The following is a 25,159-nucleotide window of genomic DNA, read 5'->3' as shown; positions in this document are numbered from 1 at the left end:
GCCCGAAACCAACCTACTGTGTGTTCACTAGGTTTGTCAGATCGGGGTTCGGGCCATGACAGCTCCTCGTCCTTACGCCTCACTTCTCGCCAAGGGAGAAGACCGCAGGCAACGCATCCTCGCCGTCGCGCAGCGACTGCTCACCCGAAACGGCTGGCGCGGTACCACGCTCGCGCAGATCGCCGGAGAGGCCGGCGTGACCTCCGCGGGGTTGTTGCACCACTTCTCCTCGAAAGAGCAATTACTGCATGCCGTTCTGGATGCCCGCGACGCCCAGGATCTCGAGGACGCCGATATCAGCGGTGACCTCGTGGTCGAGATCCGCAAGGTGGTCACCCGGATGGAACGCCATCCGGAACTGGTCGGCACCTTCGTGGTGCTGCTCGTCGAAAACCTGATGCCCGAGGCGCCGCTGCACGATCGGATGCTCGATCGCTGGCATACGGCTGTCGAACTCGTCGTCGAGGCGATCCGGAGAGGCCAGGACAGTGGCCGGTACCGGCGCGATATCGATCCACGGATGCGTGCCGTGGAAATCGTGGCCTTCTTGAACGGAATGGAGATCTCATGGCTGCTCGATCGTTCGATCCCGCTGGCCGACGTATTCAACGGTTACACCGAGTCGCTGGCCCGCGACTTGGCGGCGAAGGAGATGTGATGAGGTACCGGCTCGATGTGGTGGCGGCGACCGTGGCCGATGCGGTCCAGTTCGCCGGGGGGTGGCTGTTCGATCGATCGGTGGCCGGCTGGGATGTGACCGTCCTGCTCGCACAGCCCTCCGATATCCGCCCGTTGAAGATTCTCGGCGCCGAGGTGCGTGAACTCGACGCCGTCCTGGCGACGGAGGTACCCGGGCGGCTGCCGCAGGCGCTGGCCGTCAATGCCGATGTCTGTAGCCGGGACGGTCGGGCCCGCAAGGGAGTGCTGCGGGCGCTCGAGGATCGCGGGATCGAGGTCGTCGTCTGGGGTGACGGCTGGCCGGCCGGTCAGGATCACGGCGTGGATCCGGTGCTGCACCGGCTCAGCTACGCGGCGCGGGCGTTCAAAGCGCAGGCGATGGTAGCCGCCGGGCTGTCGCCCACCGCGGTGACGCCGAGCGAGATCTTCCGCAGCGGTGCCATGGAGTACGCGCCGTTCTGCGCGGATCTGGTGCCCGCGGTCTGAGGCGGTGTCGAGCCATTCCGCGGTGGGAGATCCCGTAGGGGTGCGGGAGTAACCGGCCGGGTCGGTGCGGTATCGCGCCGACCCGGACAGTGGTGCGGCGGCCGGTCGTGCGAGAGGTGGGGTGGCGCCGCTGATTTCCCGTTCGTGGTTCGGTGTCGTGTCCGCGTGGGTTATCGAGCGTTTCGGACGCATTCGTGCGAATTCCATCCGAGGCCGAAGCCACCGGGAATTTTGAAACGTAGATTTTCACAACTCGGGAGTCGCCCGGGGTTGACGCGCGGGTTTCGCCGGCCGTGTGGTGGGGGGATCATGCCTGTTCGAGGCGGTTTCGCTGCGGTCGCGCGACTGTTTGCCCGATCTGCCTGGGTGTTCCGGGCAACTTGCCGACAAGTATTGAATTCTCCCAATGCGGATGCCATCCTATTGGAAATCGAGAATGACATTTCCGTACCGAGATATGCGACAGCATGCCGACTGAGACGGCCGCAGCCATCGGATCCTGATCCGTAGCCGTCCCCCCGGGACCGCTCGTCGCGCCGCGGCTCGTCCGGAGCCGCCCCGTCCCGGTGGGCGCACGCCGTCCGGCATACCCACCGAGCCGTCGATCGTTCGACAGGAGCACTTCGATGCCGAAATCCTCGTTGCCCGGGCAAACCCCGGGCCGGCCGGGGGACCGCCCGAACGACCCGGCGGCTTCGACTCCCGGCACCGCGAGGCGCGGATGACCACCCGCACTCCGGTCTGGATCCGTGCCAAGGATCGTGTCGCCGGACCTATCCAGACTGTGGGCGGACTGTTCGCCATGACCGCCGACGCGGTGAAATTCGCCTTCCGCCGGCCCTTTCAGACCCGAGAGTTCCTCGAGCAGGCGTGGTTCATCGTCCGGGTCTCCCTGGTTCCGACGCTGCTGGTGGCGATCCCGTTCACCGTGCTGGTCAGCTTCACGCTGAATATCCTGCTGCGTGAACTGGGCGCCGCCGACCTCTCCGGGGCGGGTGCGGCCTTCGGCGCGGTGACCCAGGTGGGCCCGATGGTGACGGTGCTGATCGTGGCCGGCTCCGGCGCCACCGCCATGTGCGCCGACCTGGGCTCCCGGACCATCCGGGAGGAGATCGCGGCCATGGAGGTGCTCGGAATCGACCCGGTCCAGCGGCTGGTCACCCCGCGCATGCTGGCCTCCGGCCTGGTCGCGCTCCTGCTGAACAACCTGGTCTGCATCATCGGGGTGCTCGGCGGATACGTTTTCTCGGTCTATGTACAGGATGTGAACCCGGGCGCTTTCGTCGCCGGGATCACCCTGCTCACCGGTATCAACGAGGTCATCATCTCGTCGGTGAAAGCCCTGCTGTTCGGGCTGGTCGCCGGGATCGTCGCCTGCTATCGGGGGCTGATCGTCACCGGCGGCGCCAAAGCGGTCGGCAATGCGGTCAACGAGACCGTCGTCTACGCGTTCATGTCGCTGTTCGTCATCAATGTGATGGTGACGGCGATCGGTATCCAGTTGACGACCGGATGAGAGGAGGTATCCGATGACAGCCTCCGAGGTCCTGACGGCTCGGTATCCGGTCTTGTTCCGCCGCCTGCGCAAACCGGTGGACGTCCTGGGCCGGGTCGGTGACCATGCCATCTTCTATGTGAAGGCCTTGGCGTTCGCGCCACTGGCGGCCTGGCGGTACAAGCGCGAAACCATCCGGCTGATCGCCGAGATCAGTATGGGCGCGGGCACGCTGGCCGCCTTCGGCGGCACGGTGGTGATCGTCAGTTTCCTGACCCTGGCCACCGGCGGCACCCTCGCGGTACAGGGGTACAGCTCCCTCGGCGATATCGGAATCGAGGCGCTCACGGGCTTTTTGTCCGCGTTCATCAATGTCCGGATCTCGGCGCCGGTGGTGGCCGGTATCGGGTTGGCGGCGACCTTCGGCGCCGGGGTGACGGCGCAGCTGGGCGCCATGCGTATCAACGAGGAGATCGACGCACTGGAATCCATTGCGATCGAGCCGATTTCTTACCTGGTCGGCACCCGGATCATGGCCGGGATGATCGCCATCACCCCGCTGTACGCGATCGCGGTGATCGCCTCGTTCCTGGCCAGCCGGTTCACCACCGTGGTGATCCTCGGACAGTCCTCCGGACTCTACGACCACTATTTCGCCACCTTCCTGAACCCGATCGACCTGATCTGGTCGTTCCTGCAGGCGATCCTCATGGCGATCACCATCCTGCTGATCCACACCTACTTCGGCTTCTTCGCCGCCGGCGGTCCGTCCGGTGTCGGGACCGCGGTCGGCAATGCGGTGCGCACCTCGCTCATCGCGGTGGTGTCGGTGACGCTGCTCGTCTCACTGGCCGTGTACGGGTCCAACGGAAACTTCGAGCTGTCGGGGTAGGGATGGCGCTGGTGGCAACCGAAACTCAGTCGTGGCCGGACCGGCCACCGGCGGGACCGCAACCGCCGGCTCCCGCCGCCGGGCGACGCTGGCGGGAGCGGCTCCGGCCGCTGTCGGCCGCGGGCCGGCCCGCCGCGGGTCTACTGGCGGTCGCCGCGGGAACGGCCGTCGTGGTCCTCGCGGTCGCCCTCTTCCAGGGTGCGTTCGCCGATACCGTCGGCGTGACGGTGCGGTCGCCACGGGCCGGTCTGGTGATGTACCCGGATGCCGAGGTCAAACTGCGCGGGGTGACCGTCGGCGCGGTGCAGTCGATCGCCGAACGCCCGGACGGTACCGCCGAGATCGAGCTGGCCATCGACCGCGGCCAACTCGACCGCATTCCCGCCGATGTCACCGTGGATATCGCCTCCACCACCGTGTTCGGCGCCAAGTACATCCAGCTGGTGCCGCCCGACCAGCCCTCGGACCGACATCTCGAACCCGGCCAGGTGTTCGCCGCCGACAGTGTGACGGTCGAGATCAATACGGTGTTCCAGCAGCTCACCGAGGTACTCGGCGGGATCCAGCCGGAGAAACTCAACGAGACGCTCGGTGCGCTGGCCAACGCGATGCGCGGACGCGGTGACCGGGTGGGCCAGATGATGGTCGATCTGGAGGCGTTCCTGGCGAAACTCGAGCCCGGATTGCCCGCGCTGCGCGCCGATCTCGCGATGGCGCCGCAGGTCACCGGGGTGTACGCCGATTCGGCGCCCGCCCTCGTACAGACCGTCGGCAACGCCACCGCGCTCAGCGATACCGTAGTGGCCGAACAGCAGCAGCTCGACGTCCTGCTCATGAGCCTCATCGGTCTGGCCGATACCGGGAACCGGGTGATCGGCGACAACGGGCCGGCGCTGGCAAGCACCCTCGAAGTCCTGGTCCCGACCACCGACCTCACCAACCGCTACCGGCAGGCCCTGACCTGCGCGCTGGACGGCCTCGGCTATCTGGCGTCGGTGGATCCGGTGAAGGTGCCCGGTATCGGCCTGTCGGCGAACTTCCTCTGGGGCGTGGAGCCCTACCGTTATCCGGATCATCTGCCGAAGGTCGCGGCCTCGGGCGGGCCGCAGTGTTCGATGCTGCCGGTCGGCTACGAGGATTTCCCGCCGTACGTGGTCACCGATATCGGCGCCAATCCGCACGCCGGGCCGTTCCGGTCCGGGCTGACCGTGAACACCGAATCGCTGGCGCGGGCGCTGTTCGGTCCGGCCGCCGCCGGGAAGGGAGCCCCGCGATGAGCAACCGGAACACCCCCCTGGTGAAATTCGGCATTTTCGCCGCGGTGATGGTGGTGCTCTCCGCCTGCCTGATCATCGTGTTCGGGGAGTACCGCAGCGGATCCACCACCGAGTACTCGGCGATATTCGCCGATTCGTCGGGCCTGCGCGACGGCGACACCGTCCGGGTCTCGGGTGTGGTCGTGGGCTCGGTGCGCGGTGTCACGCTGGAGCGGGACCAGCGGGTGCGGGTGGATTTCGACGCCGACCGCGCGCTGCCGCTGACCACCGGCACGCAGGTGGCCGTGCGCTACCTCAACCTCGTCGGCGACCGCTATCTCGAACTCGACGACAAACCCGGCAACGCCCTGCCCGCCGGTGGACAGCTGCCGGTCGAGAACACCGTCGGCGCCCTCGATCTGGACCTGTTGCTCGGCGGGCTGAAACCGGTGATCCAGGGACTCAACGCCCGGGATGTGAACGCGCTGACCTGGTCGCTGCTCGAAATCGTGCAGGGCAAGGAGGGCACCGTGCACTCCATTCTCGGCCGGACCGCGTCGTTCTCCGCGGCGCTCGCCGACAACAACGAGGTCATCGAGCAGTTGATCGACAATCTCCACACCGTGATGACGACGCTGTCCGCGGAGGGCGGCCGGTTCACGAATCTGGTGGACCGGCTCGAACAGCTCATCACCCAGCTCAGCAACGACCGTGACCCCATTGCCGCGGCCATCGACTCGCTGGAGGCGGGCACCGCCACCGTCGCCGATCTGCTCACCCAGGGCAGGCCGCCGCTGGCCGGCGCGATCGCGCGGGTCAACCAGCTCGCCGCGAATATCGACGGCGACAGTCAAACCCTCGACACCGCACTACAGAAGGCGCCGGAAAACTTTCGCAAACTCGTGCGCACCGGGGCCTACGGCAACTTCATCCAGTACTACCTGTGCGATTTGACGCTACGGGTCAACGATCTGTCCGGACAGGTCGTGGAGATCCCGGCCGCCGTACAGACCGACGGAAGGTGCGCTCCCTGAGATGTTTCGATATCGCGGAAGACATCTGCTGCGGCACGGTCTGGTGGGGATCGTGCTCATCCTCTGTGTCATCTCCCTCGGGCTGCAGTCGCAGCAGGTGATCGCCTGGGGCACCACGGTGCGCTATCAGGCCGTTTTCCAGGAGGCCGGTGGGTTGGAGGCCGGGGACGAGGTGATCGTGTCGGGGGTGCGGGTCGGTTCGGTGACCGAGGTCGGTCTCGACCACGGGGACGCGCGGGTGGTGTTCACCGTGCGCAGCTCGGTTCCGGTCGGTGCGGAGAGCTCGGTACAGATCAAGACGGGTTCGCTGCTGGGGAAGCGGATCATGACCCTGGTCTCGCGCGGTACGGAACAGCTGCGCCCGCTGGACACCATTCCGGTAGAGCGGACCTCGTCGCCCTATTCGCTGACCGACGCGCTGGGCGACCTCACCACCACTGCCGGTGCCATGGATACCGATTCGCTGAACAACTCGCTGAATATGCTGTCGTCCACGCTGGATCAGATCGCACCGCAGCTCGGCCCCGCGTTCGACGGCCTGTCGGAGCTGTCGAAATCCATCAACAGCCGCAATACCGCGTTGCGTGATCTGCTCACCGCGGCCCGGGACGTCACCGTGATCCTCGCCGACCGCAGTCAGCAGGTGAACACCATGCTGCTCAATGCCAATACGCTGGTCGGGGTCCTCGACGATCGCCGGCAGGCGATCGCGACGCTGCTGGCCAATACGGCGGCCGTGGCCGATCAGCTCACCAAACTGGTGGCCGACAACGAAGCCCAACTGGGGCCCGCCCTGGACCGGTTGAACTCGGTGGCCGCACTACTGCAGCGCAACCGGGACAATATCGCCGCGGCCATCCCCGGTCTGGCGAAAGCATCGCTCACCCAGGGTGAAGCGGTATCGGGTGGTCCCTTCTACAACGCCTATGTCGCCAACCTGATCCCGGCCCAGTGGATCCGGCCGTTCGTGGACGCCGCGTTCGGCGGCTCGGTGCCGCAGCCACCGGCCGCACCGCAACCCGGGGCGCCGCAACCGGGGGCGCCGCGATGAACCGGGCACTGATCACACGGATTGTGGCGGGCGTCCTGGCGGTCGCGGTGGTGGCCGCCGCGTTCGTCGTCGTGAACCGTACGTTTCTCGCGCCCAGCACTATTCGCGCCGTCTTCGGGACCGCCACCGCCATCTACCCCGGCGACGATGTGCGGGTGTCCGGGGTGACGGTCGGCACGATTGCGGGTATCGAACCGCACGGCACCACCGTGGAAATGGAACTGCGCATCGACCGGGACGTGGACATCCCGGCCGAGGCAGGGGCGGTGATCGTCGCGCAAAGTCTGGTGGACTCCCGCTACGTCCAGCTCACCCCCGCCTATCGCGGCGAGGGCGAGACCATGCCCGACGGTGCCGTGATCCCCCTGGAACGCACCGCGGTGCCGGTGGAATGGGACGAGATCAAAACCCAGCTCACCCGGCTGGCAACCGAACTGGGACCCGACGGCGACAAATCCTCCGGGCCCGCGGGCCGCTTCATCGGCAGCGCCGCCGACGCCCTCGCCGGTAACGGCGACAAGTTGCGCCAGGTGCTGGCACAGCTGTCCGGGGTCGGCCGGATCCTGGCGAACGGTAGCGGCGATATCGCCGACACGATAAAGAACCTGCAGATCTTCGTCACCGCGCTGCGCGACAGCAATGTGCAGATCGTGCAGTTCCAGAACCGGCTGGCCACGCTGACCAGCGTGCTGGACAGCAGCCGCTCCGATCTCGACGCGGCGCTGAACAATCTCGCCGTCGCGGTGGGCGAGGTGCAGCGGTTCGTCTCGGAGAACCGGGACAGGGCAAGCGAACAGGTGGGCCGGCTGGCCGACGTCACCCAGAACCTGGTGGACAACCGGGGTGAGCTCGAGGAGTTGCTGCACATCTTCCCCACCAGCCTGGCCAACTTCTACAACATCTACAACCCTGATACCGGCACCGAGGCAGGGGTTTTCGTGCTGAACAACTTCTCCAATCCGATCGAGTTCGTCTGCGGCGGTATCGCCAGCGTGGAGAACATCGGCGCCGAAGAGGCCGCGCGCAAATGCCGCGACTACCTCGGGCCGGTGCTCGGGCTGATGAACTTCAACTATCTTCCGGTGCCGGTGAACCCCGGGCTCGGGCCCTCGCCCGCGCCGGACAACATCATCTACAGCGAACCCGATCTGGTTCCGGCGGCCGCGGCCGTGGACCCGGCGGCTCCACCACCTCCACCGGCGCCCACTCTCGCCGAGATCCTCTTCCCCGGTGGGCGGTGATCCCATGGCGAGACAGGGACGTGCGCGTAGGGTGCGCAGGGCTGTCATAGGGTGCGCGTGTGTGATCGCCACCGCCTCCGGATGCGCCTGGGACGGGGTGAACTCGCTGCCGCTACCCGGAGCCACGGGCCGCGGCCCCGACGCCACCACGCTCTACGTCGAAATGGCCGATGTCGGCACCCTGACCCCCAACTCACCGGTGCTGATCGACGATGTGGTGGTCGGCAGTATCGGCGATATCCGGGTCGAGAACTGGCACGCGCTGGTGGAGGTGTCCATCCAGCCGGGCGAGGTGGTCCCGGCGAACGCGCAGGCGCGGGTCGGGCAGACCAGTCTGCTCGGATCGATGCATCTGGCCCTGGACCCACCGCCCGGGCAAGCGCCGCAGGGCCGGCTGGATTCCGGCGCCCGGATCACCCTCGACGACACCGCCACCTACCCGTCGACCGAGCAGACCCTGGCCTCGCTGTCGGTGGTGGTCAACGGCGGCGGTCTGGGCCAGGTGGGCGATATCGTCAGCAGTCTGGGGGCGGCGTTCGAGGGGCGCGAGACGAATATCCGCGCACTGCTGGACCGGCTGGATGTCTTCCTGGGCGCGCTCGACGCCCAGCGCGCCGATATCGTCGCCACCATCGACGGGCTCAACCGGCTCGGCGGAACCTTCGCGGCCCAGCGCGACGTCCTCACCGAGGCCCTGCGCCGGATCCCCCCGGCCCTGGACATCCTGATCCGGGAGCGGCCGGACCTGGTGACCGCACTCGACCGTCTGCGCACCTTCAGCGATACGACCAACGGTGTGCTGACCGCGGTGCACGACGATCTGCTCACCAACCTGCGCAATCTGGAACCCACCCTGAAGGCGCTGGCCGATGTGGGCCCGGATATCAACAAGGCCATCGCGTTCGCGACCGTGTTTCCCTACGGGCAGTACCTCGTCGACAACGGGGTGCGCGGCGATTTCATCAACCTGTTCGCCACGGTCGACCTCACCATCCCGCGCCTGCGCCGGGAGCTGCTGCTGGGTACGCCGTGGGGCGACCCCACCGCCGTCATCCAGGCGGCGGTGGGCGATCCGGGTTACGCGGAGCAGACGAAGAATCCGCTCGGTTTCGGAGTGACCGCGCCCGCACCCGCACCCGCGCCGGCCCCCGCACCCGCACCGGAGCAGCCCCCGGCGCCGGAACCCGCGCCGGTCGCCCCCGCGCCCGCGCTGCCGTTCCCGCTACCGCAGCTACCGCTACCGCAGATACCCCTGCCGCCCGGGATCGGAGGCCGCTGATGCTGCTGTCCCGCTTGGTCCGTGCCCAGCTGATCATCTTCGGTATCGTCTCGGTGATCGGTCTGGTCGTGATGTCGGTGATCTATATGAAACTGCCGAGCCTGGCCGGGGTCGGCACCATCGAGGTGACGGTGAATCTGCCGGAGGCCGGTGGGCTCTACCGGTTCGGCAATGTGACGTACCGGGGTATCCCCGTGGGCAAGGTGACGCGGGTCGACCTGTCCGGTGACGGGGTGCGGGCCACGCTCGCGATCGACGGCTCACATCGCATCCCGGCCGATCTGATCGCCGAGGTGCGCAGCGTCTCGGCGGTGGGTGAACAGTACGTGGATCTGCTGCCGCGCACCGATTCTCCGCCGTTTCTGTACGACGGCGCCACCATCGCCCGCCGCGACACCGAGATCCCGCAACCCGTCGGCCCGATGCTGGACCGGCTCAGCGCGCTGGTCGGGACGATCCCGAAGGATGATCTGCGCCGGCTGCTCGACGAGATGTTCGCCGGTGTCAACGGCGCGAGCGAGGATCTCGACTCCCTGCTGGGTTCGGCCGAGAAACTGACCGCGACGATGAACGGTGTCGGCGACAACACCCGTACCCTGGTGGAAGACGCCGTACCGCTGCTGGATTCGCAGGTGCGGTCGGCGGACGCGATCCGCATCTGGACCCGCGCCACCGCCGATGTCACCGGGCAGTTGGTGGCGAACGATCCGCAGCTGCGTACCCTGCTGCACTCCGGGCCCGGTTTCGCCGACGAGGTGTCCGAACTGCTGGATTCGCTCCAGCTCACCCTGCCGGTGCTGCTGTCCAACCTGACCACGGTGGGGCAGCTGGCGGTCACCTACAACGCCGGTCTGGAACAGCTGCTGGTGCTGCTCCCGCCGGCGGTGTCCCTGGTCCAGGCGGTGCAGCCGACCAAGAACGCCTCCGGGCTCGGCATCGGCGATTTCCGGATCAGTGGTGTCTCCGATCCGCCGGCGTGTACGGTCGGGTTCCTCCCGCCGTCGGAGTGGCGGTCGCCCCAGGACGTCACCACCATCGACACCCCCGACAACCTCTACTGCAAACTGCCGCAGGATCATCCGATCGCGGTACGCGGCGCGCGCAATATCCCGTGTGCCGGCGATCCCGCGAAACGGGCCCCGACCGCGGCCATCTGCAACAGCGACCAGGATTTCCTCCCGGTCGCTCCGGAGCAGCCGGTGGTAGGGCCGTACCCGCGCGATCCGGAGCTGGAAGAACAGGGCATCCCACCGGATTCGCGATTCTCTCCGCCGCCGGGTAACGCACCGGCCGCGGAGACGACCGCACCGGGCGCCGCCGCGCCGGCCGTAGCGTTCGCCCAGTACGACCCGAATACGGGTGAATACCTGGGACCCGACGGGCAGCTCTACCGGCAGACCGATCTGGTGGCCGACAGCCACAGCAGCTGGGAGGAGATGCTCCCCCACTGAATATTTGGGGGGCGGGAGCAGCGATTCCGCTCCCGCCCGGGCTTTCCGCTCTGTCAGCTGCGGGGTAGCCCGAGTACGCGCTGCGCGATGATATTGCGCTGGATCTCGGAGGTGCCGCCCGCGATGGTGCCGGAGAAGCTGCGCAGATAGCGTTCGAACCAGCTCGGCGCGTGATCCTCGAGGTTCAGCAGATTGTGCCGGGAGGTGACCGAGGGGTGGGTCAGGCCGTCGGCGCCGGCCGCGTCGAGTGCGGCCTCCAGACCGTTCTGCACGGCCTCCGAACCCAGCAGTTTCAGTACCGACAGCGCCGCCACATCGGTTTCGCCGCGCGATTCCCGGGCCAGAGCCGCCGAGCCCAGCAGTTCCAGCGCCTGCAGATCCATCACCGAGGTCGCGAACCGGTCGGTGTCCAGTTCGGTGCGTGGCGTGAAATCCGCGACCAGCATCCGCAACCGCTGGGCGAAACTCATCCACAGCAGGGTGCGTTCGTGCCCGAGTGAGCCGTTGGCCACGGTCCAGCCCTTGTTCAGCTCACCCACCAGGTTCTCCGCCGGAACGCGGGCGTCCTCGAAGAAGACCTCGTTGAAATCGAGGTCGTCGGCGGCGCACGCCGAGGCGAACGGCCGGCGCCGCACCCCCGGGGTATCGGTGGGGATCAGCAGTACCGAGATACCGCGATGTTTGGGGGCCGCCGGATCGGTGCGGACGAAGGTCAGGATCACATCGGAATCGTGCGCGCCGGAGGTCCACACCTTCTGGCCGTTGACGACGAAATGGTCGCCGTCGCGTACCGCCCGGGTCCGCAACCCGGCCAGGTCCGAACCCGCTCCGGGTTCGCTCATGCCGAGCGCGGCCGGCATCTCGCCGCGCAGGATGGGCACGGCCCATTTCCGCTGCTGTTCGCGAGTGCCGAAGGTGATGAGGGAGGCGGCGATGATGCCCTGGCCCTGCGGATTGCAGCTCTCGTAGATCTTGCGCGCGGCCAGTTCCGCGCGGTGCACGTACTGCTGCAGGACGGTGGCATTGCGACCGCCGAACTCGGGCGGATAGCCCGGCACCAGCCAGCCGTGATCGAATTGGACCGACTGCCATTCGCGGGCCCACGACGGCACATGCGAGCTCGACCGCGGTCGTTCGACCGCGGTGGCCTCGGGCGGCAGGTACTCGTCGAGGAACGCGATGAACTCGGCGCGGAACCGTTCCACGTCCTCGTCGAAAGTCAGCTGCACGATGGACCTCCTTTTGCGAATTATGAGAATATCATTCTCTTGTAGGGATATTCTAGTTTCCAAAGATGGGGCGACCGGCCGGGACGACGGGTTCACTCCGGTGCGAGTCGCCGCGGTGACGGGAGGTACGGCCATGCGGAGTGCCGGCAGTGGGCTGACCCTGCAGCAGCGGATCGACGCGCGGTCGGTGCGCACCACCGAATTGTTCGGCAGCGCCGCGGTCCAGCGCTTCCTGGACGCCGCGCGGGCGCTGATCACCGAACGCGGCAGTACCGATTTCACCATGCACGAGGTGGTGGACAACGCGGGTCAGTCGCTGCGCAGTTTCTACCTGCTCTTCGACGGCAAACACGAACTGCTGCTGGCACTCTACGAAGAGGCGATCGCGAAAGTGGCCGGTCAGATCCGGGAGGCCACCGGTAACGACGACGATCCGCTGGACAAATTGCGGCTGGCGGTGGAGCTGCTGTTCGAGTTCTGCCGGCCGGACCCGGGCGCGCATCGTCCGCTGTTCACCGAGTACGCGCCGCAACTGCTGATGTCGGACCCCATCGAGATGCAGGTCGCGCACGCCTCGCTGTTCGAGTTGCTGGCCGATCTCATGCGCGACGCGGCCGCCGCGGGCCATCTCCGGCCGGATACGCGGCCGCGTCGGCTGGCCGCGATGACCCTGCAAACGGTGATGTTCGTGGCCCAGGGGGCTCGCACCGACGACGGGTCGAATGCGATCACCGCGGCCGAGGTGTGGAACCTCTGCGCCTTCGGGGTGCTCGGGGACGCGGAAGGTGCCGGTGAAAACCGCCGGTGAGCCGGCGTGAGTAGACCGCGCGGTCGGCGAATCGACGGCACAGTGCAGCGGATATGGTATTCTCGATTTTCGAGAATACCGATATCACCACGGACTGGGCGCGGGGACGCTCGGCGTTCAGGGAGTAGTCGTATGAGTATTTCGCTACTGCTGGATATGGCGGCCTCGACCGACCCGGATCGAGTGGCCGTCGTCTCCGGTGAATCGCGCTGGACGGGCGCGGAGCTGGACGCACTGGCACACGGCGGTGCGGGCGCGATCGCGGCTTCCGGGGCGCGCAGCGTGGCGTATGTGGGTACCGGGGGTGCGCTGCTGCCGCTACTGATCTTCGCCTCGGCCCGGGCCGGGGTGCCGTTCACCCCGTTGAACTATCGGCTCAGCGGCGACAAACTCGCCGAACTCGTGCGGCGCCTCGACGCGCCACTGGTCGTCCACGACGACGCCTACGCGCACGCGGTCACCGGTTCGGCCGACCTGCTGTGGACCTCGGCGGAATTTCTGGAGCGCGCCCGGACCGCGGACCCGGCCGGCGCCGAGCCCGAGCCCGATTCCGCGGCGGTCGTGCTGTTCACCTCCGGGACCACCTCGCAGCCGAAAGCCGTCGAGCTCTCGCACAACAATCTGGTCAGCTACATCACCGGCACGGTGGAGTTCGCCTCCGCCGCGCCCGACGACGTCTCGCTGATCTGCGTACCGCCCTACCATGTGGCCGGAGTCGGTGCGGCGCTGTCGAATCTGTACGCGGGCCGGAAGATGGTGTACCTGCGCAATTTCGCACCGCAGGAATGGATCCGGCTGGTGGAATCCGAACGGGTCACCACGGCGACCGTCGTACCGACCATGCTGGACCGGATCATCAGTGGCCTGAAAACGAGCGGTGCCCACCTGCCCACCCTGCGGACCCTGGCCTACGGTGGGTCCAAAGTCGGTCTGCCCCTGATACGGACCGCGCTCGAACTGCTGCCCGAGGTCGGCTTCGTCAACGCCTACGGGCTCACGGAGACCAGTTCCACCATCGCGGTCCTCGGCCCGGATGATCACCGGGCCGCCCTGGCCGCCACCGACGCGGCGGTCGCCGCCCGGCTCGGCTCGGTCGGGCAGCCGGTACCGGGGATCGAAGTACAAATCCGCGACGAGGGCGGCGCGGTCGTGCCCGCCGGTACGGTCGGCGAGCTGTTCGTCCGCGGGCCGCAGGTCTCCGGCCGGTACACCGGGATCGGCTCGGTACTCGACCCCGAAGGCTGGTTCCCGACCAGAGATCTCGCGGTACTGGACGCGGGCGGGTATCTGTTCATCCACGGTCGCAGCGACGACACCATCATCCGGGGCGGCGAGAACATCGCCCCGGCCGAGATCGAGGACTTCCTGGTCGAGCATCCGGCCGTGCACGAGGTCGCGGTGGTCGGCGTCGAGGATGCCGAATGGGGACAGATCATCGTCGCGGTAGTGGTGCCCGCGGATCCCGGCAGCATCCTCGATCCGGAGGAACTGCGCACCTACGCGCGGTCCGGATTGCGCGGCTCCCGGACCCCGGACCGCGTGGTGTTCCGAGCCGAACTCCCCGCCACCCCTACCGGGAAGATCCTGCGCCGCGAACTCGTCGCCGATCTCACCCGCGAGACCGCCGGCGCGTAGCGCAGCCGGAGAAAGGAACAACGCTCATGGTCAAAACCGGTACCCGGCTACGGAGCCAGGTGTGCAGTACCGAGGTCATCATCGTCCGGGCCGCCGACAGCCTCGACGATCTGCGGGCCGGCGGGGTGCCGATGGTGCCCATCGACGGTGGCGCGGCGGACTCGGCCGGAAGTCCGCAGGAAGGTTTCGCGGACGGCAATCTCATCGGCAAACGCTATGTCGACGACGGCGGCGCCGAAGTTCTCGTGACCAAGGCCGGCGCCGGGACGCTCAGTGTCGGCACCACGCCGCTGGCCATCAAGGAAGCGAAGCCGCTGCCCGCGAGCGACTAGACGTACCTCCGCATTCGCTCCGGCCGTGCGTGGGCCGCGGGCAGGGTGCAGCGATAGTGCCCTTCAGACGAGTGATCGAGGTGGGAACATGACACAGGCCACCACCGACCCGCTGATCTTGGCGGCGGAGGAAGCCGACGCCGAAGCGGCGGCCGCGGAAGCCGAAGCGGTCGCCGCGCAGGCGTCCGCGACGGCGGCTCGGGCCCGGGCCCGAGCGGCGCGGCTACGCCGGGAGGCCGGGACATCGGGCGAACCGCCCGGTTCCGGTGCCGGAGCGGAGAAACCGGGCGCTGCGGTGCCGGTGGCCGGAACCTCGACGGAGTTCGCGGACGATACTGCACCCGCCGCCGAACCGGACGAGGACGCGGCGCCGGTGGTGGCGGCCGGTACGGATTCGGAACGGGCCGGGTCCGGCGCCGAACCGGAGCACACGGAGTCCGGTGCCGATCCGGGCCGTCCCGCGGCCGACACCGAGCCCGAAACCTCCGGGGCGCATTCCGGCGATTCGGAAGACGCCGTACCCGTCGGGGAGAGGCCCGCGAAGCCGGACGAGACCCGGCGCGCCCGGGTGTTCCGGCGGTGGCCACGACCGGTGTTCCGCCTGCCGCCGGGCCGCGCGCTGGGCCGGGCCCTCGCCGGCATGGTGGTGGTGGCGGCGCTGGTGGTCAGTGGTTTCTCGATCTGGAACCACCATCGGATCGGCGTCGAGCAGGCCCGCGCCGACGAGTACCTCGCGGCCGCGCGGCAGGGCGTCCTGGCGCTCACCAGCATGGATTCCGGGCGGGCCGCCGACGACGTGCGGCGAGTGCTCGACAATTCCACCGGCGCCTTCCGCACCGATTTTCAGACCCGCTCGGAGGATTTCACCAAGGTCGTCGAACAGTCGAAGGTCGCCACGCAGGGCGAGATCACCGCCTCGGCGGTCGAATCCATGACCGACGAGTCGGCGGTGGTGCTCGTCTCCGCGGTGTCCCGGATCACCAATTCCGCGGGAGCGCAGCAGGAGCCGCGGGTGTGGCGGTTGAGTGTCACCGTAACCCGGGACGGCCCGGACCTGAAGATGTCGAAAGTGGAGTTCGTGCCGTGAGAATCCCCCGCTTCCTCCGTACCGTGCGCCGTTCCCCGGAACCGCTGCTGCTCACCCTGGTGTCCGTGGCCGCGGTGGTCGTGGCCGCGTCCCTGCTGGTCTTCCAGTACCGTCCGGACGATCACGGCGACGCCGTGCGCAACGAGGTCCTCACCGCGGCGACCGAGGGCACCGTCGCGCTGCTCTCGTATTCCCCCGAGTCGCTGGACACCGATTTCGCGGCGGCGAAATCCCGGATGACCGGCGATTTCCTGACCTACTACAACCAGTTCACCGAGAAGGTCATCGCACCCGCCGCCAAGGAGAAGTCGGTGCAGACGACGGCGACGATCGTGCGGTCGGCGGTGGCCGAACTCCACGCCGATTCGGCGGTCGCGCTGCTGTTCATCAACCAGACGACCACCAGCGCCGAGAAACCCGATCCCGCGCTGGCGGCCAGCAGCGTCCGCGTGACCCTGTCGAAGGTAGCGGACTCATGGCTGATCTCATCGTTCGATCCCGTCTGAACGCCACCTCCGGCGCGGCGCTGCCGCCGGGGATGCGTCCGGAAGAACCGGTCCTGGTCACGGTGTATCCGGTATTGGACTATTTCTCCACCTGTCCGCGGTGCGGGTACCCGGCCGAGGCGTCCACGACCGTACGCACCTACGCCGACGGCGGTACCACCAGCGAAACGCATACCACCTGCGGTATGCCCTGCGGCTGGGACGATTCCCGCTAGTACCCCGGCGATACCCGGACGCCGGCCGTGCCGATGCTCAGCTCGAGCACCGGCACGGTCGCGCTCATGCCGGTCGCGGTTTCGGAGCGCCGATGTCCGGGGTGGGTTCGCCGTTCACCCGGTTCGAGTCGGGCAGCATCGTGATGGCGTGCACCGGGCAGTCGAGCAGGGCGCGGGTCACCGCGGCCTCGTCGGCGGGCGCGATGGACGGGCCGCCGGCCAGCACGGCATAACCCCACTCGTCGAGAGGGAAATGGTCGGGGGCATGTTTGGCGCAGAGGCCGAATCCGTCGCACCGGGTGCGGTCCAGTTTGATCTTCACAGCACTACCTCCGTGGCCACCCGGTAGGGGGCGTGGTCGAGCGCGGGGCCCGCCGCGCAGTCCGGGCACCGGCCGTCGAGATGGGCGGCGACCTCCCGGGGGAATCGTTCCAGCAGGCTCGCCGCGGTATTGCAGGCGGCGTCGAGGGTGCCGCAGGCCCCGCGCCCGCGCAGCACGGTCGTCCAGCGGCGCAACCGGTGCAGATCCTCGGCGCCGGCCCGGCCCTCGGCCAGCGCGGTGGTCGCCGCGGCCATGGCCGCGGTGCCGTTGAAACAGGATCCGCACTGGCCGGCGTTCTCCCGGTCGAAATAGTTCAGGACTCCGGCGGCCACCGCCACCGGGCATTCCGCGGTGATCAGGGCGATCGCCCCGCAGCCCAGCCCGGCACCGGCGCGGCGCAGGGTTTCGTGATCCAGGGTGAGGTCCGCGACGGTGCGGTCCAGCAGGCCGGTGAAGTATCCGCCGATCAAGGCGCCGCGCAGCTCGGATTCCGCGACCCCGTGCAGGGCGAGCAGATCGGTGAACGGAAGGCCGTGCGGCAGTTCGTAGAGTGTGGGCGGGCATCCGGCGGCGGTGACCGTCGCCAGGAAGGTGCCAGGGGACAGCGCGGTGCCGGCGGCCCGATACGTATCGGCGCCCCAGCGGTCCAGGAACGGCAGATTGGCCAGCGTCTCCACATTGCTGACCAGCGTCGGAAGTCCGGCGACACCGGCCTCGAAGGGGCGCGGAGGTTTATCGGCGGGTTTGGCGGGGCCGCCGTCGATCGCCTGTACCGCCGCGGTCTCCTCCCCGGCGACGTACCCGGGATCGACCTGCACCACAGCGATATCCGGTCCGTCGGGCAGCGCGCCGCCGAGTTCCTCCAGGGCCGCGCCGACCGACCGCGCGGCTTCCGGGTCGGAGAGGTAGACATAACCCCGTCGCGAACCGACCAGCGCCGCCGCCAACCGTAGACCGTCCAACACCAGGTGCGGCCGATGGCGCAGCAGCCAGCGGTCCTTGAACGACGCGGGCTCGCCCTCTTCGCCGTTGGCCACGACCACCGTATCGGTCCAGCCGGTGGGTGCGCCCGCGCCCACCCGGCTGCCGCCGCGCACACCGGCGACCTTCACCGCGAACGGGAATCCCGCACCGCCCCGGCCACGCAATCCGCTGCGCTCGACCTCGTCGGCCAGGGCCGCGACCGACCCGACCGGGCGGTAGCCGCCCCGGTCCCGGTATTCGTAGGCGGTTTCGGTCCCGCCGCCGGTGCGGAGCAGGCGTGGGTCGCTACCGGGGTAGGGGACCACGGTGAGGCCCCCGGCCGACGAGAAGATGTGCTGCATCGTCCCTCCTGAGTGGGCGCGGCGTCCGGCCGCGGGTATCGGGCGCGGCTGCGCGTGCGCTGTGGAAGGGCCGAAGCCGGCCGCGCCCGTTAGGCTGGAACGCATGCGAACTGCGGTGTTGCGGGTGAACGTGGACCCGGCCGGTGAACTCCCCGCCGACTCGCTGGTCCGGGGTGCGGCCGAGCTGGCCGCGGGTCTGGCCGGGTCCGGCGCCCGGCTGCTGGACCGGGACCTGGCCGCGGCGCCGCGCGGTCGCCGGGAACTGCAGGTGCTGCTGGACACCGATGACGCCGCGGCCGATACCGAGCGAGTGGTCGCGGAATGCGCGCGGGTGTTCGGGACGGCGGCGGCGGCGGGCGTGATCACCTATGTGAGTCGCGGTACCGATGCGGACGCGTACGGGGTCCTGGCGGGATTCGGGCTCACCGGGGAGATCGTCCGGGTGCCGGGCACCGAAGGCTACGACATCTTGCAGGTGCTGCTGCGCGAATCCGATCTGGAGCGGGTCCCGGAGAGCCGGATCCACACCGCGCTGGAGGCCTCCACCAACTGCGAGGTGCGGATCCGGACGGTCTGAGGGCGCGGGCGGCCCGGTCATCGCTCGCCCAGGAACTTCAGGATCTGCGGTGCCGCCAGCACCCAGGTGTCGAACATGTTGTACTGCTGCACCCGGCCCCGGGCCCGATCCTCCATCGCCCGCTCCCAGGCGTCCTCGGGCCACGGCGGATCGATCAGGGTGGACCCCTCGATCAGGCAGCCGACCTCGAGTGAGGTTCGTTTGGGATGGTCCAGATCGTGCGCCCCGCCCCGGATGATGAGGGTGGGCACCCGAATCCGTTCGAACATCTCGTCGTCCACGCCCGGGATCGTTTGTCCCGGCTTCGGGACATAGGCGTTGAGCCAGCGCAGCGACAGCTTCACGAACTCTCCCGGGTCCAGCGACCGCAGCCGCTGCTCGTTGTCCGGGTTCTCCGCGATGCGTTCCCGCCACTCCCGCATCCGCAGCAGTCCCTCGATGCCCAGCCCTCGCACCGCCTGCAGGCCGGGCAGCACGTAGTAGGCACCGAGATTGAAGGTGCCGTAGACGCCGCCGACGATATTCCACAGCACGAGATCGGTGACCAGTTCCGGATACAGCATGGTGGTGAGCATCGAATCGCGGGCGCCGCCGGAACCGCCGGCCAGGATCGCCGGACCGGTGTCGAGTTCGGCGAGCAACCCGGCCAGGGTTTCGGCGCGCATATGCGATTCGGTCTGCCCGAAGAACTGGATATCGGAGGCGCCGCAGTTGGGCCGGTCCCACAGCAGTACCCGGTACCCGCCGGCGACCAGTGCCTCGGCCAGCGGCCGGAGCCCGGGAATATCCTTGCTGTAGCGGCCGCCGGGGGTGAGCACGAGGAGATCCCCGGTCACGCCGAGTATCTCGTAGACGACCTTGCCGCCGTTCACCGTTACCGCGGGCATCGCACACTCCTGGAGGGGTTCGGGGAGTAGACCGTGGCGGGCACTCCCGCGGCCGGCCGAATGGGCCGGCCGGGTCGTCGTAGGTTTTCCGGCGGTGCCGGATCAGGCGGTGACCAGCACGTCGTCGCCGACCACCCGCACCGGATAGGTGCGGATACTCCATTCGGGTTTCACCGCGGTGGTGCCGGTGGCCAGTTCGAAGCCCCACTGGTGCCACGGGCAGTAGATGAATTCGTTGTCGCGCACCATCACCGAATCGCCGGGGACCGATTCGTCGACCACCGTGCGCCCGCGGGCCCGGCCCGCGCACAGCGGGCCGCCCTCGTGCGGACAGTAGTTCGCGATGGCGTAGAAGGTGCCGTCGACGTTGTAGACACCGACCCCGTGCCGGCCGATCGGCACCACCTTGGAGTATCCGGGCGGGATCTCGTCCACGGTGGCCACCACGTGTTCGCGGCCCTGGGCGAGCCGGACCCGTTCGCCTTCGGCCGCCCCGGTGCCCGTCGGCTGTGCGCCTGCGGGCGCCCCGGGCTGTCCCGTGCTCGCCGACTGTGCACCTTCGCCACTCATCGTGGCCTGCTCGCCCGGTACGGGAGCCGCACCGGGCGTCTCGATCTCGTCCGCCATCAATGCACCCGCATCTGTCCGGGCAGCGCCGGTACGGTCTCCGGCAGATGGTAGGTCTCGATACCGTTGCGGAACATGACGTTCTCCCGGGCCGCGCGCGGCAGGTGTTTCACCAGCCAGCGCGGGTCGTCGAAGGTCCAGTGCGGATAGTCCGAGGAGTACAGCAGGATCTTGTCCGCTTCCATCCATTCGAAGGCCCGGGTGAGCTCGGTCTTGTCCTCCGGGTAGTCCAGCGGCTGGGTGGTGAACCTGATGTGTTCCTTCACGTATTCGGAGGGCTTCCGCGTGATCGACATGAACGATCCGCGCGCCGCGTAGATCGCGTCCATCCGCCACATGAGCGGCAGGATCCAGGTGAACGCGTGCTCCACGAAGACGACGCGCAGCGTCGGGAACCGATCGAAGACCCCGTCGAAGATCAGGCTCATGACCTGGTTCGCCGCCAGCAGCGAGTAGGTGACCATGAAATCGTGGTTGTAGCTGGGGAAACCGACCGGCGGCATGGGCATGGTCTCGTAGGCGCCGCGACTGAGATGGCAGCTCACCGGAATATCGTGTTTCACCGCGGTCGCCCAGATCGGGTCGTAGCGGGTGTCGCCCCACGACGGGCGGGGTTCGGCCTTGATGAGGATCTGCGCCATGTATTCGTGCCCGGCCCAGTGCTCGATCTCGGCGACCGCGGCCCGCGGATCGTCGATGGCCACACAGATCGAACCGCGCCAGCGCCGATGCCAGTTGTTGTGCGCGTCCAGCCATTGCGCGTCCAGCCACCGGTTCACGGCGGTGGCCATCGCGGCCGTCGCCTCGGGCAACCGGGTCGCCTTCACCGTCGGTTCGAGGATGACGATATCCGAGCCGGCCTCCATGATGAGCTGGCGGAACGCCATATCGGGGTCGCTACCGGGGAACTCACCGTTCGCGGGAAAGGTGTCCACCCGCATGGCCTTGGAATGGGCGTAGTCGGGCGCGTCGTAGATGATGGTGTCGCCGACGCGGTGACTGAGGAAGAACGAGGTGCGCCACGGTTCCGGAATGTGGTCCACCAGGTCACCCCGCCGGGGGACCGGATGGACATCGGAATCGACGACGCGTACCGGAACCAACTCCGTAGCGGGGACCCGCGTCAGGTTCTGTGCGGTGGTCATAGCACCTCCTCGGGCACTGTCGCGGAATCGGCCGCCCGCAGTAGCAGCATCAGCCGACCGCGGTGACCGCGTCGATATCGATGCTGTACAAGGCGGCGGCATTGCGCCAGTACAGTTTTTCGCGCTGCCGCGGGGTCAGCGCGGCGGGCAGGGTGTCGGTATCGCCGCTGTGCCAGTGCGGGTAACTGGACCCGAACATCACCATGTCGTCCTTACCGGTGAAGTCCAGCCATTCGGCAGCGTAGGGGGCATCGCCGGGGCCGTCGATCGTGGCGTGCACGAAGTACACGTGGCCGGGCAGATAGTCGCTGGGCATCCGCGGCGCCCAGGGGGTCTGTTCGAGGTGGGGCCGGCCGAAGGTGTCCATCCGCCAGGTGAACGGGGTCAGCAGATCGGCGCCGCCGTCGGCCCAGACGAATTTCAGGCCCGGATACCGTTCGAACACGCCCTCCGCGATCATGTTCATGAGGTGGTAGAGGTAGTTCAGCCCCATGAACCCGTAGTACTGCTCGTAGGTGCGCGCATGCCCGGAGGGGGTCGGTGGCAGACCGATACTCTCCCCGGTCTCGATATGCGCGGCGACCGGCAGGTTCGCCGCTGCCGCCGCCTCCCACAGCGGCCAGAACTGCGGTTTCCCGTACACTTCCCGCGATTGCAGGGGGACCCCGAGCTGAACGATCTGTGGATGGTCGCCGAGGCGATCGATCTCGCGCAGCGCTCCGCCGATATCGTCGGGATTCACCCGCAGGGTGCCGCGGAAGCGATCACGGTAGGTGCCGCTGTCGAGCCAGCGCGACACCATCATGTCGTTGTGGGCGGACAAGACCGCGGTGGTGAGATGGCGGTCGGGCAGGCTGCCGCGGGTCATCGGATGCAGCACGGCCACATCCACGCCCCGTTCTTCGAAGAGGTGCTGTCCGACGAATTCCGGGTCGGAACCCGGATACCCCCTGTGGGGCCCGCGGGCACCCTTGACGTACTCGCCACCCGGTGCGCCGTACCAGTCCATTTCCGCGTCCGGGATACCGCGGCTCTTGAACGGTTCGTTCAGGTAGGAGCGCATATCGTCGTTGGAGCGGAAGAAGATGTGCACGCTGGTATCGATCACCGGAGTGCGGGTGCCGTCGGGCAGGTCCTGCATCGCGATCACCTCGTCGGAGAGAGATACCGGCCGAACCCCGCGGTATCGGCCGGTACCGTGCGGTCAGTAGTCGAAGTCGATCACCGCGGCGTCGGGGCGTTCGGTTACCGGTGCGGCCAGGCCCTGCTCGTCGCAGATACGCTGCAGATGCGCCAGAGTTTCGTCCAGACCGGGACCCAGCCGTTTGCCCGGGGTGAAGGTGGCCGGCAGATGGCGCATGCCCTGGATGACGCCGATGGTGTCGTAGTGGACCGTGCCCTCGGGGTCGCACCGGTAGTCCGGCATCCGATCGAGCACCGCCAGCAACATCGACTTGAACACGGTGCGGGCCACATTGGACCCGATGCACCGATGCACGCCGAGCCCGAAACTGAAGTGCCGGTTGCCCTTGCGGTCGAGCACGATATCGTCGGGGTCCGGGAAGATGGATTCGTCGCGGTTGGCCATCGCCCAGGACAACCACAGCCGGTCGCCCTCGCGGAACTCGGTGTTCTGGTAGGTGCAGTCGTCGGCGATGGTGCGGCCGTCACCGGGCGCGGGAGTGAAGTAGCGCAGGAATTCCTCGGTGGCCGAGTCGAGCAGTTCGTCGCGGTCCCGGCTGAGCTCCTCGCGCTGAGCCGGGTTCTCCGACAGCCATTCCAGTGAATGCGCGGTGAGCGCGGTGGTGGTGTCGAAACCGCCGCCGATGAGCAGTCCCATCATGCCCAGAAGTTCCATATCGGGCGCGGGCTCACCGTCGATGCGCAGTTCGGTGAGTGCTTTGATCAGACCCGGCCGGGGGGCCGTTTTCGCCTCATGAAGGCTGGTGAGGATGTCGATACCCATCGTCCGATGCATTTCGGCGACTCGCGGGGCATCGGGCGAATCCTCCGGTGTGTACACCGAGGCGTGCACCGGATCGCTGTACACCGACCATTTCACGAGCGGAATGCCCAGCATGGCCAGAGTCAGGACCGCCGGAACGATATTGGCCAGATCGTCCACGAAATCGATGCGGCCGGTCTCGATCTTCTCGTCCAGGCCGGCCCGCACGATTTCGTCGATGAAAGGCTGCCAGCGTTTGACGGCGGCGGGGGACAGATACGGATTGAGCACGGAGCGGTAGGTGCGGTGTTCCGGGTCGTCCATCTCCAGCATGCCACCGCGGACCAGCGCGGCCCGCTGCGCCTTGGGAATGGAAATACCCTGGTATCCACGACGTTCGTTGTGCACATCGTGATCAACCGAGACCTCGGGGCAGCGCGCCAGCTCGAAGACCGCGTTACCGCCGGCGGCGACCCAGTGCCCGTCGTAGGTGTCGGTCCACGCCACCGGGCATTTCGCGTGCATCTCGTGGGTGATCTCGGTGAACTGCTCGCGGTATTCGGGGGTGTGCCGATCGAAGTGGTACCGGTTCTGTTTGCGCTGGTCGTTATCCGTAGAAGTCACGGTCTGTAGTCCCTCTGCTGATCACTGGGTGCGGCGAACCTTCGCCGGGGCCCGGAACTCTGCGCCGCTCCGGGAGTCGGGTGCCGACTCGCCACCGGTGTGGCGGCGCGCGCAACGATCGCCTGCGTGCGCGCGCCGCCGGCACCGGCGTGGCCGGGCGGGGTCAGAGTTTGTGGTCGTACCACTTCAGGTAGCCGCCGGCGTCGACACGCAACTGCATACCGGTGACAAAGCGGGCTTCGTCGGAGACGAGGAACAGGATGGCGTTGGAGATGTCGACCGGTTCGATCCACGGTGTCTTCATGGCCTGCTGGACATAGAAGGCCGGTTCCGCGTCGGCGCGGGTCGGGTTCTCCAGGTCCGGCCGGAACGAGCGGTACATGGGCTCGCTCTGCAACATATCGGTATTGCAGTTGGTGGGGTGGACCACGTTGGCGCGGATACCGCGGGTGGACAGGTGCCGGGCGATATCGAAGACGTAGTACGACAGGGCGCGCTTGGAATGCACATAGGCCATACCGCCGAGATCCGAGCCGGGATTGTCGACCTTGCTGGTGTCCACCATCGCCGCGGTGGAGCCGGTGGCCACGATGGAGGCGCCCTCGCCGAGATGGGGGAGCGCGGCCTGGATGGCATTGATGGTGCCGACCAGGTTCGTGTTGATGACATCGGTCCACGCCTGGATATCCGGTTTGCCCTTCATGCCCGCGACCCCCGCCTGGGCGATCACGATATCGAGCTTGCCCAATTCCGCGACGCCTGCGTCCAGCGCCGCTTTCAGGGCGACGGCGTCCCGGACATCGGTCTGGGACGCGATGATTCGGCGGCCGGTCTTCTCGACCAAGCGCACGGTTTCCTCGAGATCCTCGGGCGAGGCCAGCGGGTAACCGATGGTCGACATGTTCTGGCAGAGGTCGACCGCGATGATGTCGGCGCCTTCCTCGGCCAGTCGTACGGCGTGGCTACGGCCCTGACCGCGCGCGGCGCCCGTGATGAATGCGACTTTGCCCTCAACACGTCCCACAGCATTCC

At 67.9% G+C, this 25,159-nt stretch carries 25 protein-coding genes and 1 pseudogene; 17 read left to right on the top strand and 9 right to left on the bottom strand.

Features of this window, described 5'->3' with window-relative positions:
* Positions 1–55: 55 nt before the first annotated feature.
* From AB0H42_RS16805 to AB0H42_RS16760, 10 genes are all read left to right on the top strand, one after another.
* Positions 56–658, top strand: coding sequence for a TetR family transcriptional regulator (locus AB0H42_RS16805; protein WP_357056355.1), 603 nt, complete (start codon positions 56–58; stop codon positions 656–658).
* Entirely contained in the window at positions 658–1,164 is a 507-nt protein-coding gene (locus AB0H42_RS16800) for a hypothetical protein (protein WP_357056352.1), read from the top strand. The genes AB0H42_RS16805 and AB0H42_RS16800 overlap by 1 nt, the downstream gene beginning before the upstream one ends.
* 721 nt (positions 1,165–1,885) lie before the next feature.
* Positions 1,886–2,680, top strand: a complete 795-nt coding sequence (locus AB0H42_RS16795) for an ABC transporter permease (protein ID WP_357056349.1) — start codon at positions 1,886–1,888, stop codon at positions 2,678–2,680.
* A 13-nt stretch (positions 2,681–2,693) separates the two neighbouring features.
* Positions 2,694–3,551, top strand: coding sequence for an ABC transporter permease (locus tag AB0H42_RS16790; RefSeq protein ID WP_357056346.1), 858 nt, complete (start codon positions 2,694–2,696; stop codon positions 3,549–3,551).
* An 11-nt stretch (positions 3,552–3,562) separates the two neighbouring features.
* Positions 3,563–4,828 carry an MCE family protein gene (locus AB0H42_RS16785; RefSeq protein WP_357056343.1) on the top strand — a complete coding sequence of 422 codons (1,266 nt, stop codon included), beginning with the start codon at positions 3,563–3,565 and terminating at the stop codon, positions 4,826–4,828.
* Entirely contained in the window at positions 4,825–5,841 is a 1,017-nt protein-coding gene (locus AB0H42_RS16780) for an MCE family protein (RefSeq protein ID WP_357056340.1), read from the top strand. Before AB0H42_RS16785 ends, AB0H42_RS16780 begins: the two co-directional genes overlap by 4 nt.
* A gap of 1 nt (position 5,842) precedes the next feature.
* Positions 5,843–6,892, top strand: coding sequence for an MCE family protein (locus AB0H42_RS16775; protein WP_357056337.1), 1,050 nt, complete (start codon positions 5,843–5,845; stop codon positions 6,890–6,892).
* Entirely contained in the window at positions 6,889–8,133 is a 1,245-nt protein-coding gene (locus AB0H42_RS16770; RefSeq protein ID WP_357056334.1) for an MCE family protein, read from the top strand. Before AB0H42_RS16775 ends, AB0H42_RS16770 begins: the two co-directional genes overlap by 4 nt.
* A 61-nt stretch (positions 8,134–8,194) precedes the next feature.
* A complete protein-coding gene (locus AB0H42_RS16765) occupies positions 8,195–9,412 on the top strand; it encodes an MCE family protein (protein ID WP_357056331.1) in 1,218 nt (405 codons plus the stop codon).
* 2 nt (positions 9,413–9,414) lie between these two features.
* Positions 9,415–10,863, top strand: coding sequence for an MlaD family protein (locus tag AB0H42_RS16760; protein ID WP_357056509.1), 1,449 nt, complete (start codon positions 9,415–9,417; stop codon positions 10,861–10,863).
* Positions 10,864–10,916: 53 nt separating this feature from the next.
* Here the strand turns inward: AB0H42_RS16760 and AB0H42_RS16755 are convergent, their stop codons facing one another.
* Positions 10,917–12,092, bottom strand: coding sequence for an acyl-CoA dehydrogenase family protein (locus AB0H42_RS16755; RefSeq protein WP_357056328.1), 1,176 nt, complete (start codon positions 12,090–12,092; stop codon positions 10,917–10,919).
* Between the two features lie 133 nt (positions 12,093–12,225).
* Between AB0H42_RS16755 and AB0H42_RS16750 the strand changes: the two genes are divergently transcribed.
* From AB0H42_RS16750 to AB0H42_RS16725, 6 genes and pseudogenes are all read left to right on the top strand, one after another.
* Positions 12,226–12,900 carry a TetR/AcrR family transcriptional regulator gene (locus AB0H42_RS16750; protein WP_357056325.1) on the top strand — a complete coding sequence of 225 codons (675 nt, stop codon included), beginning with the start codon at positions 12,226–12,228 and terminating at the stop codon, positions 12,898–12,900.
* 132 nt (positions 12,901–13,032) lie between these two features.
* Positions 13,033–14,535 (top strand): fatty acid--CoA ligase family protein, encoded by a 1,503-nt coding sequence (locus tag AB0H42_RS16745; RefSeq protein ID WP_357056322.1) that lies wholly within the window; start codon positions 13,033–13,035, stop codon positions 14,533–14,535.
* 26 nt (positions 14,536–14,561) lie between these two features.
* Positions 14,562–14,867, top strand: coding sequence for a hypothetical protein (locus AB0H42_RS16740; protein ID WP_265807087.1), 306 nt, complete (start codon positions 14,562–14,564; stop codon positions 14,865–14,867).
* A gap of 88 nt (positions 14,868–14,955) precedes the next feature.
* Complete coding sequence (locus AB0H42_RS16735; protein ID WP_357056319.1) at positions 14,956–15,954, top strand: hypothetical protein; 999 nt, start codon at positions 14,956–14,958, stop codon at positions 15,952–15,954.
* A gap of 155 nt (positions 15,955–16,109) precedes the next feature.
* Positions 16,110–16,460, top strand: a pseudogene (locus AB0H42_RS16730) (twin-arginine translocation pathway signal); the annotation flags it as partial.
* Positions 16,430–16,675, top strand: coding sequence for a hypothetical protein (locus AB0H42_RS16725; RefSeq protein WP_357056316.1), 246 nt, complete (start codon positions 16,430–16,432; stop codon positions 16,673–16,675). The pseudogene AB0H42_RS16730 and the gene AB0H42_RS16725, both read left to right, overlap by 31 nt.
* Positions 16,676–16,739: 64 nt before the next feature.
* On the opposite strand, the gene AB0H42_RS16720 is transcribed toward AB0H42_RS16725, so the two are convergent.
* Complete coding sequence (locus AB0H42_RS16720) at positions 16,740–16,997, bottom strand: ferredoxin (protein WP_357056313.1); 258 nt, start codon at positions 16,995–16,997, stop codon at positions 16,740–16,742.
* The gene (locus AB0H42_RS16715; RefSeq protein WP_357056310.1) at positions 16,994–18,322 is read right to left on the bottom strand and encodes an NADH-ubiquinone oxidoreductase-F iron-sulfur binding region domain-containing protein; all 1,329 of its coding nucleotides are present in this window, start codon (positions 18,320–18,322) and stop codon (positions 16,994–16,996) included. The genes AB0H42_RS16720 and AB0H42_RS16715 overlap by 4 nt, the downstream gene beginning before the upstream one ends.
* Before the next feature lie 103 nt (positions 18,323–18,425).
* Between AB0H42_RS16715 and AB0H42_RS16710 the strand changes: the two genes are divergently transcribed.
* On the top strand, positions 18,426–18,899 hold the full coding sequence (locus AB0H42_RS16710; RefSeq protein WP_357056307.1) for a hypothetical protein: 474 nt from the start codon (positions 18,426–18,428) through the stop codon (positions 18,897–18,899).
* A 17-nt stretch (positions 18,900–18,916) separates the two neighbouring features.
* On the opposite strand, the gene AB0H42_RS16705 is transcribed toward AB0H42_RS16710, so the two are convergent.
* From AB0H42_RS16705 to AB0H42_RS16680, 6 genes are all read right to left on the bottom strand, one after another.
* Positions 18,917–19,786 carry an alpha/beta hydrolase gene (locus AB0H42_RS16705; protein ID WP_357056304.1) on the bottom strand — a complete coding sequence of 290 codons (870 nt, stop codon included), beginning with the start codon at positions 19,784–19,786 and terminating at the stop codon, positions 18,917–18,919.
* A gap of 102 nt (positions 19,787–19,888) precedes the next feature.
* Entirely contained in the window at positions 19,889–20,233 is a 345-nt protein-coding gene (locus tag AB0H42_RS16700; RefSeq protein WP_357056507.1) for a Rieske 2Fe-2S domain-containing protein, read from the bottom strand.
* A 179-nt stretch (positions 20,234–20,412) separates the two neighbouring features.
* A complete protein-coding gene (locus tag AB0H42_RS16695) occupies positions 20,413–21,558 on the bottom strand; it encodes an amidohydrolase family protein (RefSeq protein WP_357056301.1) in 1,146 nt (381 codons plus the stop codon).
* Positions 21,559–21,607: 49 nt separating this feature from the next.
* Entirely contained in the window at positions 21,608–22,699 is a 1,092-nt protein-coding gene (locus tag AB0H42_RS16690; RefSeq protein ID WP_357056298.1) for an amidohydrolase family protein, read from the bottom strand.
* Between the two features lie 63 nt (positions 22,700–22,762).
* Complete coding sequence (locus tag AB0H42_RS16685) at positions 22,763–24,127, bottom strand: cytochrome P450 (RefSeq protein WP_357056295.1); 1,365 nt, start codon at positions 24,125–24,127, stop codon at positions 22,763–22,765.
* Positions 24,128–24,290: 163 nt separating this feature from the next.
* Entirely contained in the window at positions 24,291–25,151 is an 861-nt protein-coding gene (locus AB0H42_RS16680; protein ID WP_357056293.1) for a mycofactocin-coupled SDR family oxidoreductase, read from the bottom strand.
* Positions 25,152–25,159: the final 8 nt, after the last annotated feature.

Source organism: Nocardia sp. NPDC050799 (assembly GCF_040654015.1).
Taxonomy (GTDB): domain Bacteria; phylum Actinomycetota; class Actinomycetes; order Mycobacteriales; family Mycobacteriaceae; genus Nocardia.
This window is presented reverse-complemented; position numbering and strand designations above follow the sequence as displayed.

What these genes read in the sequence shown, in the direction of transcription:
- AB0H42_RS16805 (WP_357056355.1), top strand. Translation starts at nt 56, where the DNA reads ATGACAGCTCCTCGTCCTTACGCCTCACTTCTCGCCAAGGGAGAAGAC.
- AB0H42_RS16800 (WP_357056352.1), top strand. Translation starts at nt 658, where the DNA reads ATGAGGTACCGGCTCGATGTGGTGGCGGCGACCGTGGCCGATGCGGTC.
- AB0H42_RS16795 (WP_357056349.1), top strand. Translation starts at nt 1,886, where the DNA reads ATGACCACCCGCACTCCGGTCTGGATCCGTGCCAAGGATCGTGTCGCC.
- AB0H42_RS16790 (WP_357056346.1), top strand. Translation starts at nt 2,694, where the DNA reads ATGACAGCCTCCGAGGTCCTGACGGCTCGGTATCCGGTCTTGTTCCGC.
- AB0H42_RS16780 (WP_357056340.1), top strand. Translation starts at nt 4,825, where the DNA reads ATGAGCAACCGGAACACCCCCCTGGTGAAATTCGGCATTTTCGCCGCG.
- AB0H42_RS16775 (WP_357056337.1), top strand. Translation starts at nt 5,843, where the DNA reads ATGTTTCGATATCGCGGAAGACATCTGCTGCGGCACGGTCTGGTGGGG.
- AB0H42_RS16770 (WP_357056334.1), top strand. Translation starts at nt 6,889, where the DNA reads ATGAACCGGGCACTGATCACACGGATTGTGGCGGGCGTCCTGGCGGTC.
- AB0H42_RS16750 (WP_357056325.1), top strand. Translation starts at nt 12,226, where the DNA reads ATGCGGAGTGCCGGCAGTGGGCTGACCCTGCAGCAGCGGATCGACGCG.
- AB0H42_RS16745 (WP_357056322.1), top strand. Translation starts at nt 13,033, where the DNA reads ATGAGTATTTCGCTACTGCTGGATATGGCGGCCTCGACCGACCCGGAT.
- AB0H42_RS16740 (WP_265807087.1), top strand. Translation starts at nt 14,562, where the DNA reads ATGGTCAAAACCGGTACCCGGCTACGGAGCCAGGTGTGCAGTACCGAG.
- AB0H42_RS16735 (WP_357056319.1), top strand. Translation starts at nt 14,956, where the DNA reads ATGACACAGGCCACCACCGACCCGCTGATCTTGGCGGCGGAGGAAGCC.
- AB0H42_RS16725 (WP_357056316.1), top strand. Translation starts at nt 16,430, where the DNA reads ATGGCTGATCTCATCGTTCGATCCCGTCTGAACGCCACCTCCGGCGCG.
- AB0H42_RS16715 (WP_357056310.1), bottom strand. Translation starts at nt 18,322, where the DNA reads ATGCAGCACATCTTCTCGTCGGCCGGGGGCCTCACCGTGGTCCCCTAC.
- AB0H42_RS16710 (WP_357056307.1), top strand. Translation starts at nt 18,426, where the DNA reads ATGCGAACTGCGGTGTTGCGGGTGAACGTGGACCCGGCCGGTGAACTC.
- AB0H42_RS16705 (WP_357056304.1), bottom strand. Translation starts at nt 19,786, where the DNA reads ATGCCCGCGGTAACGGTGAACGGCGGCAAGGTCGTCTACGAGATACTC.
- AB0H42_RS16695 (WP_357056301.1), bottom strand. Translation starts at nt 21,558, where the DNA reads ATGACCACCGCACAGAACCTGACGCGGGTCCCCGCTACGGAGTTGGTT.
- AB0H42_RS16690 (WP_357056298.1), bottom strand. Translation starts at nt 22,699, where the DNA reads ATGCAGGACCTGCCCGACGGCACCCGCACTCCGGTGATCGATACCAGC.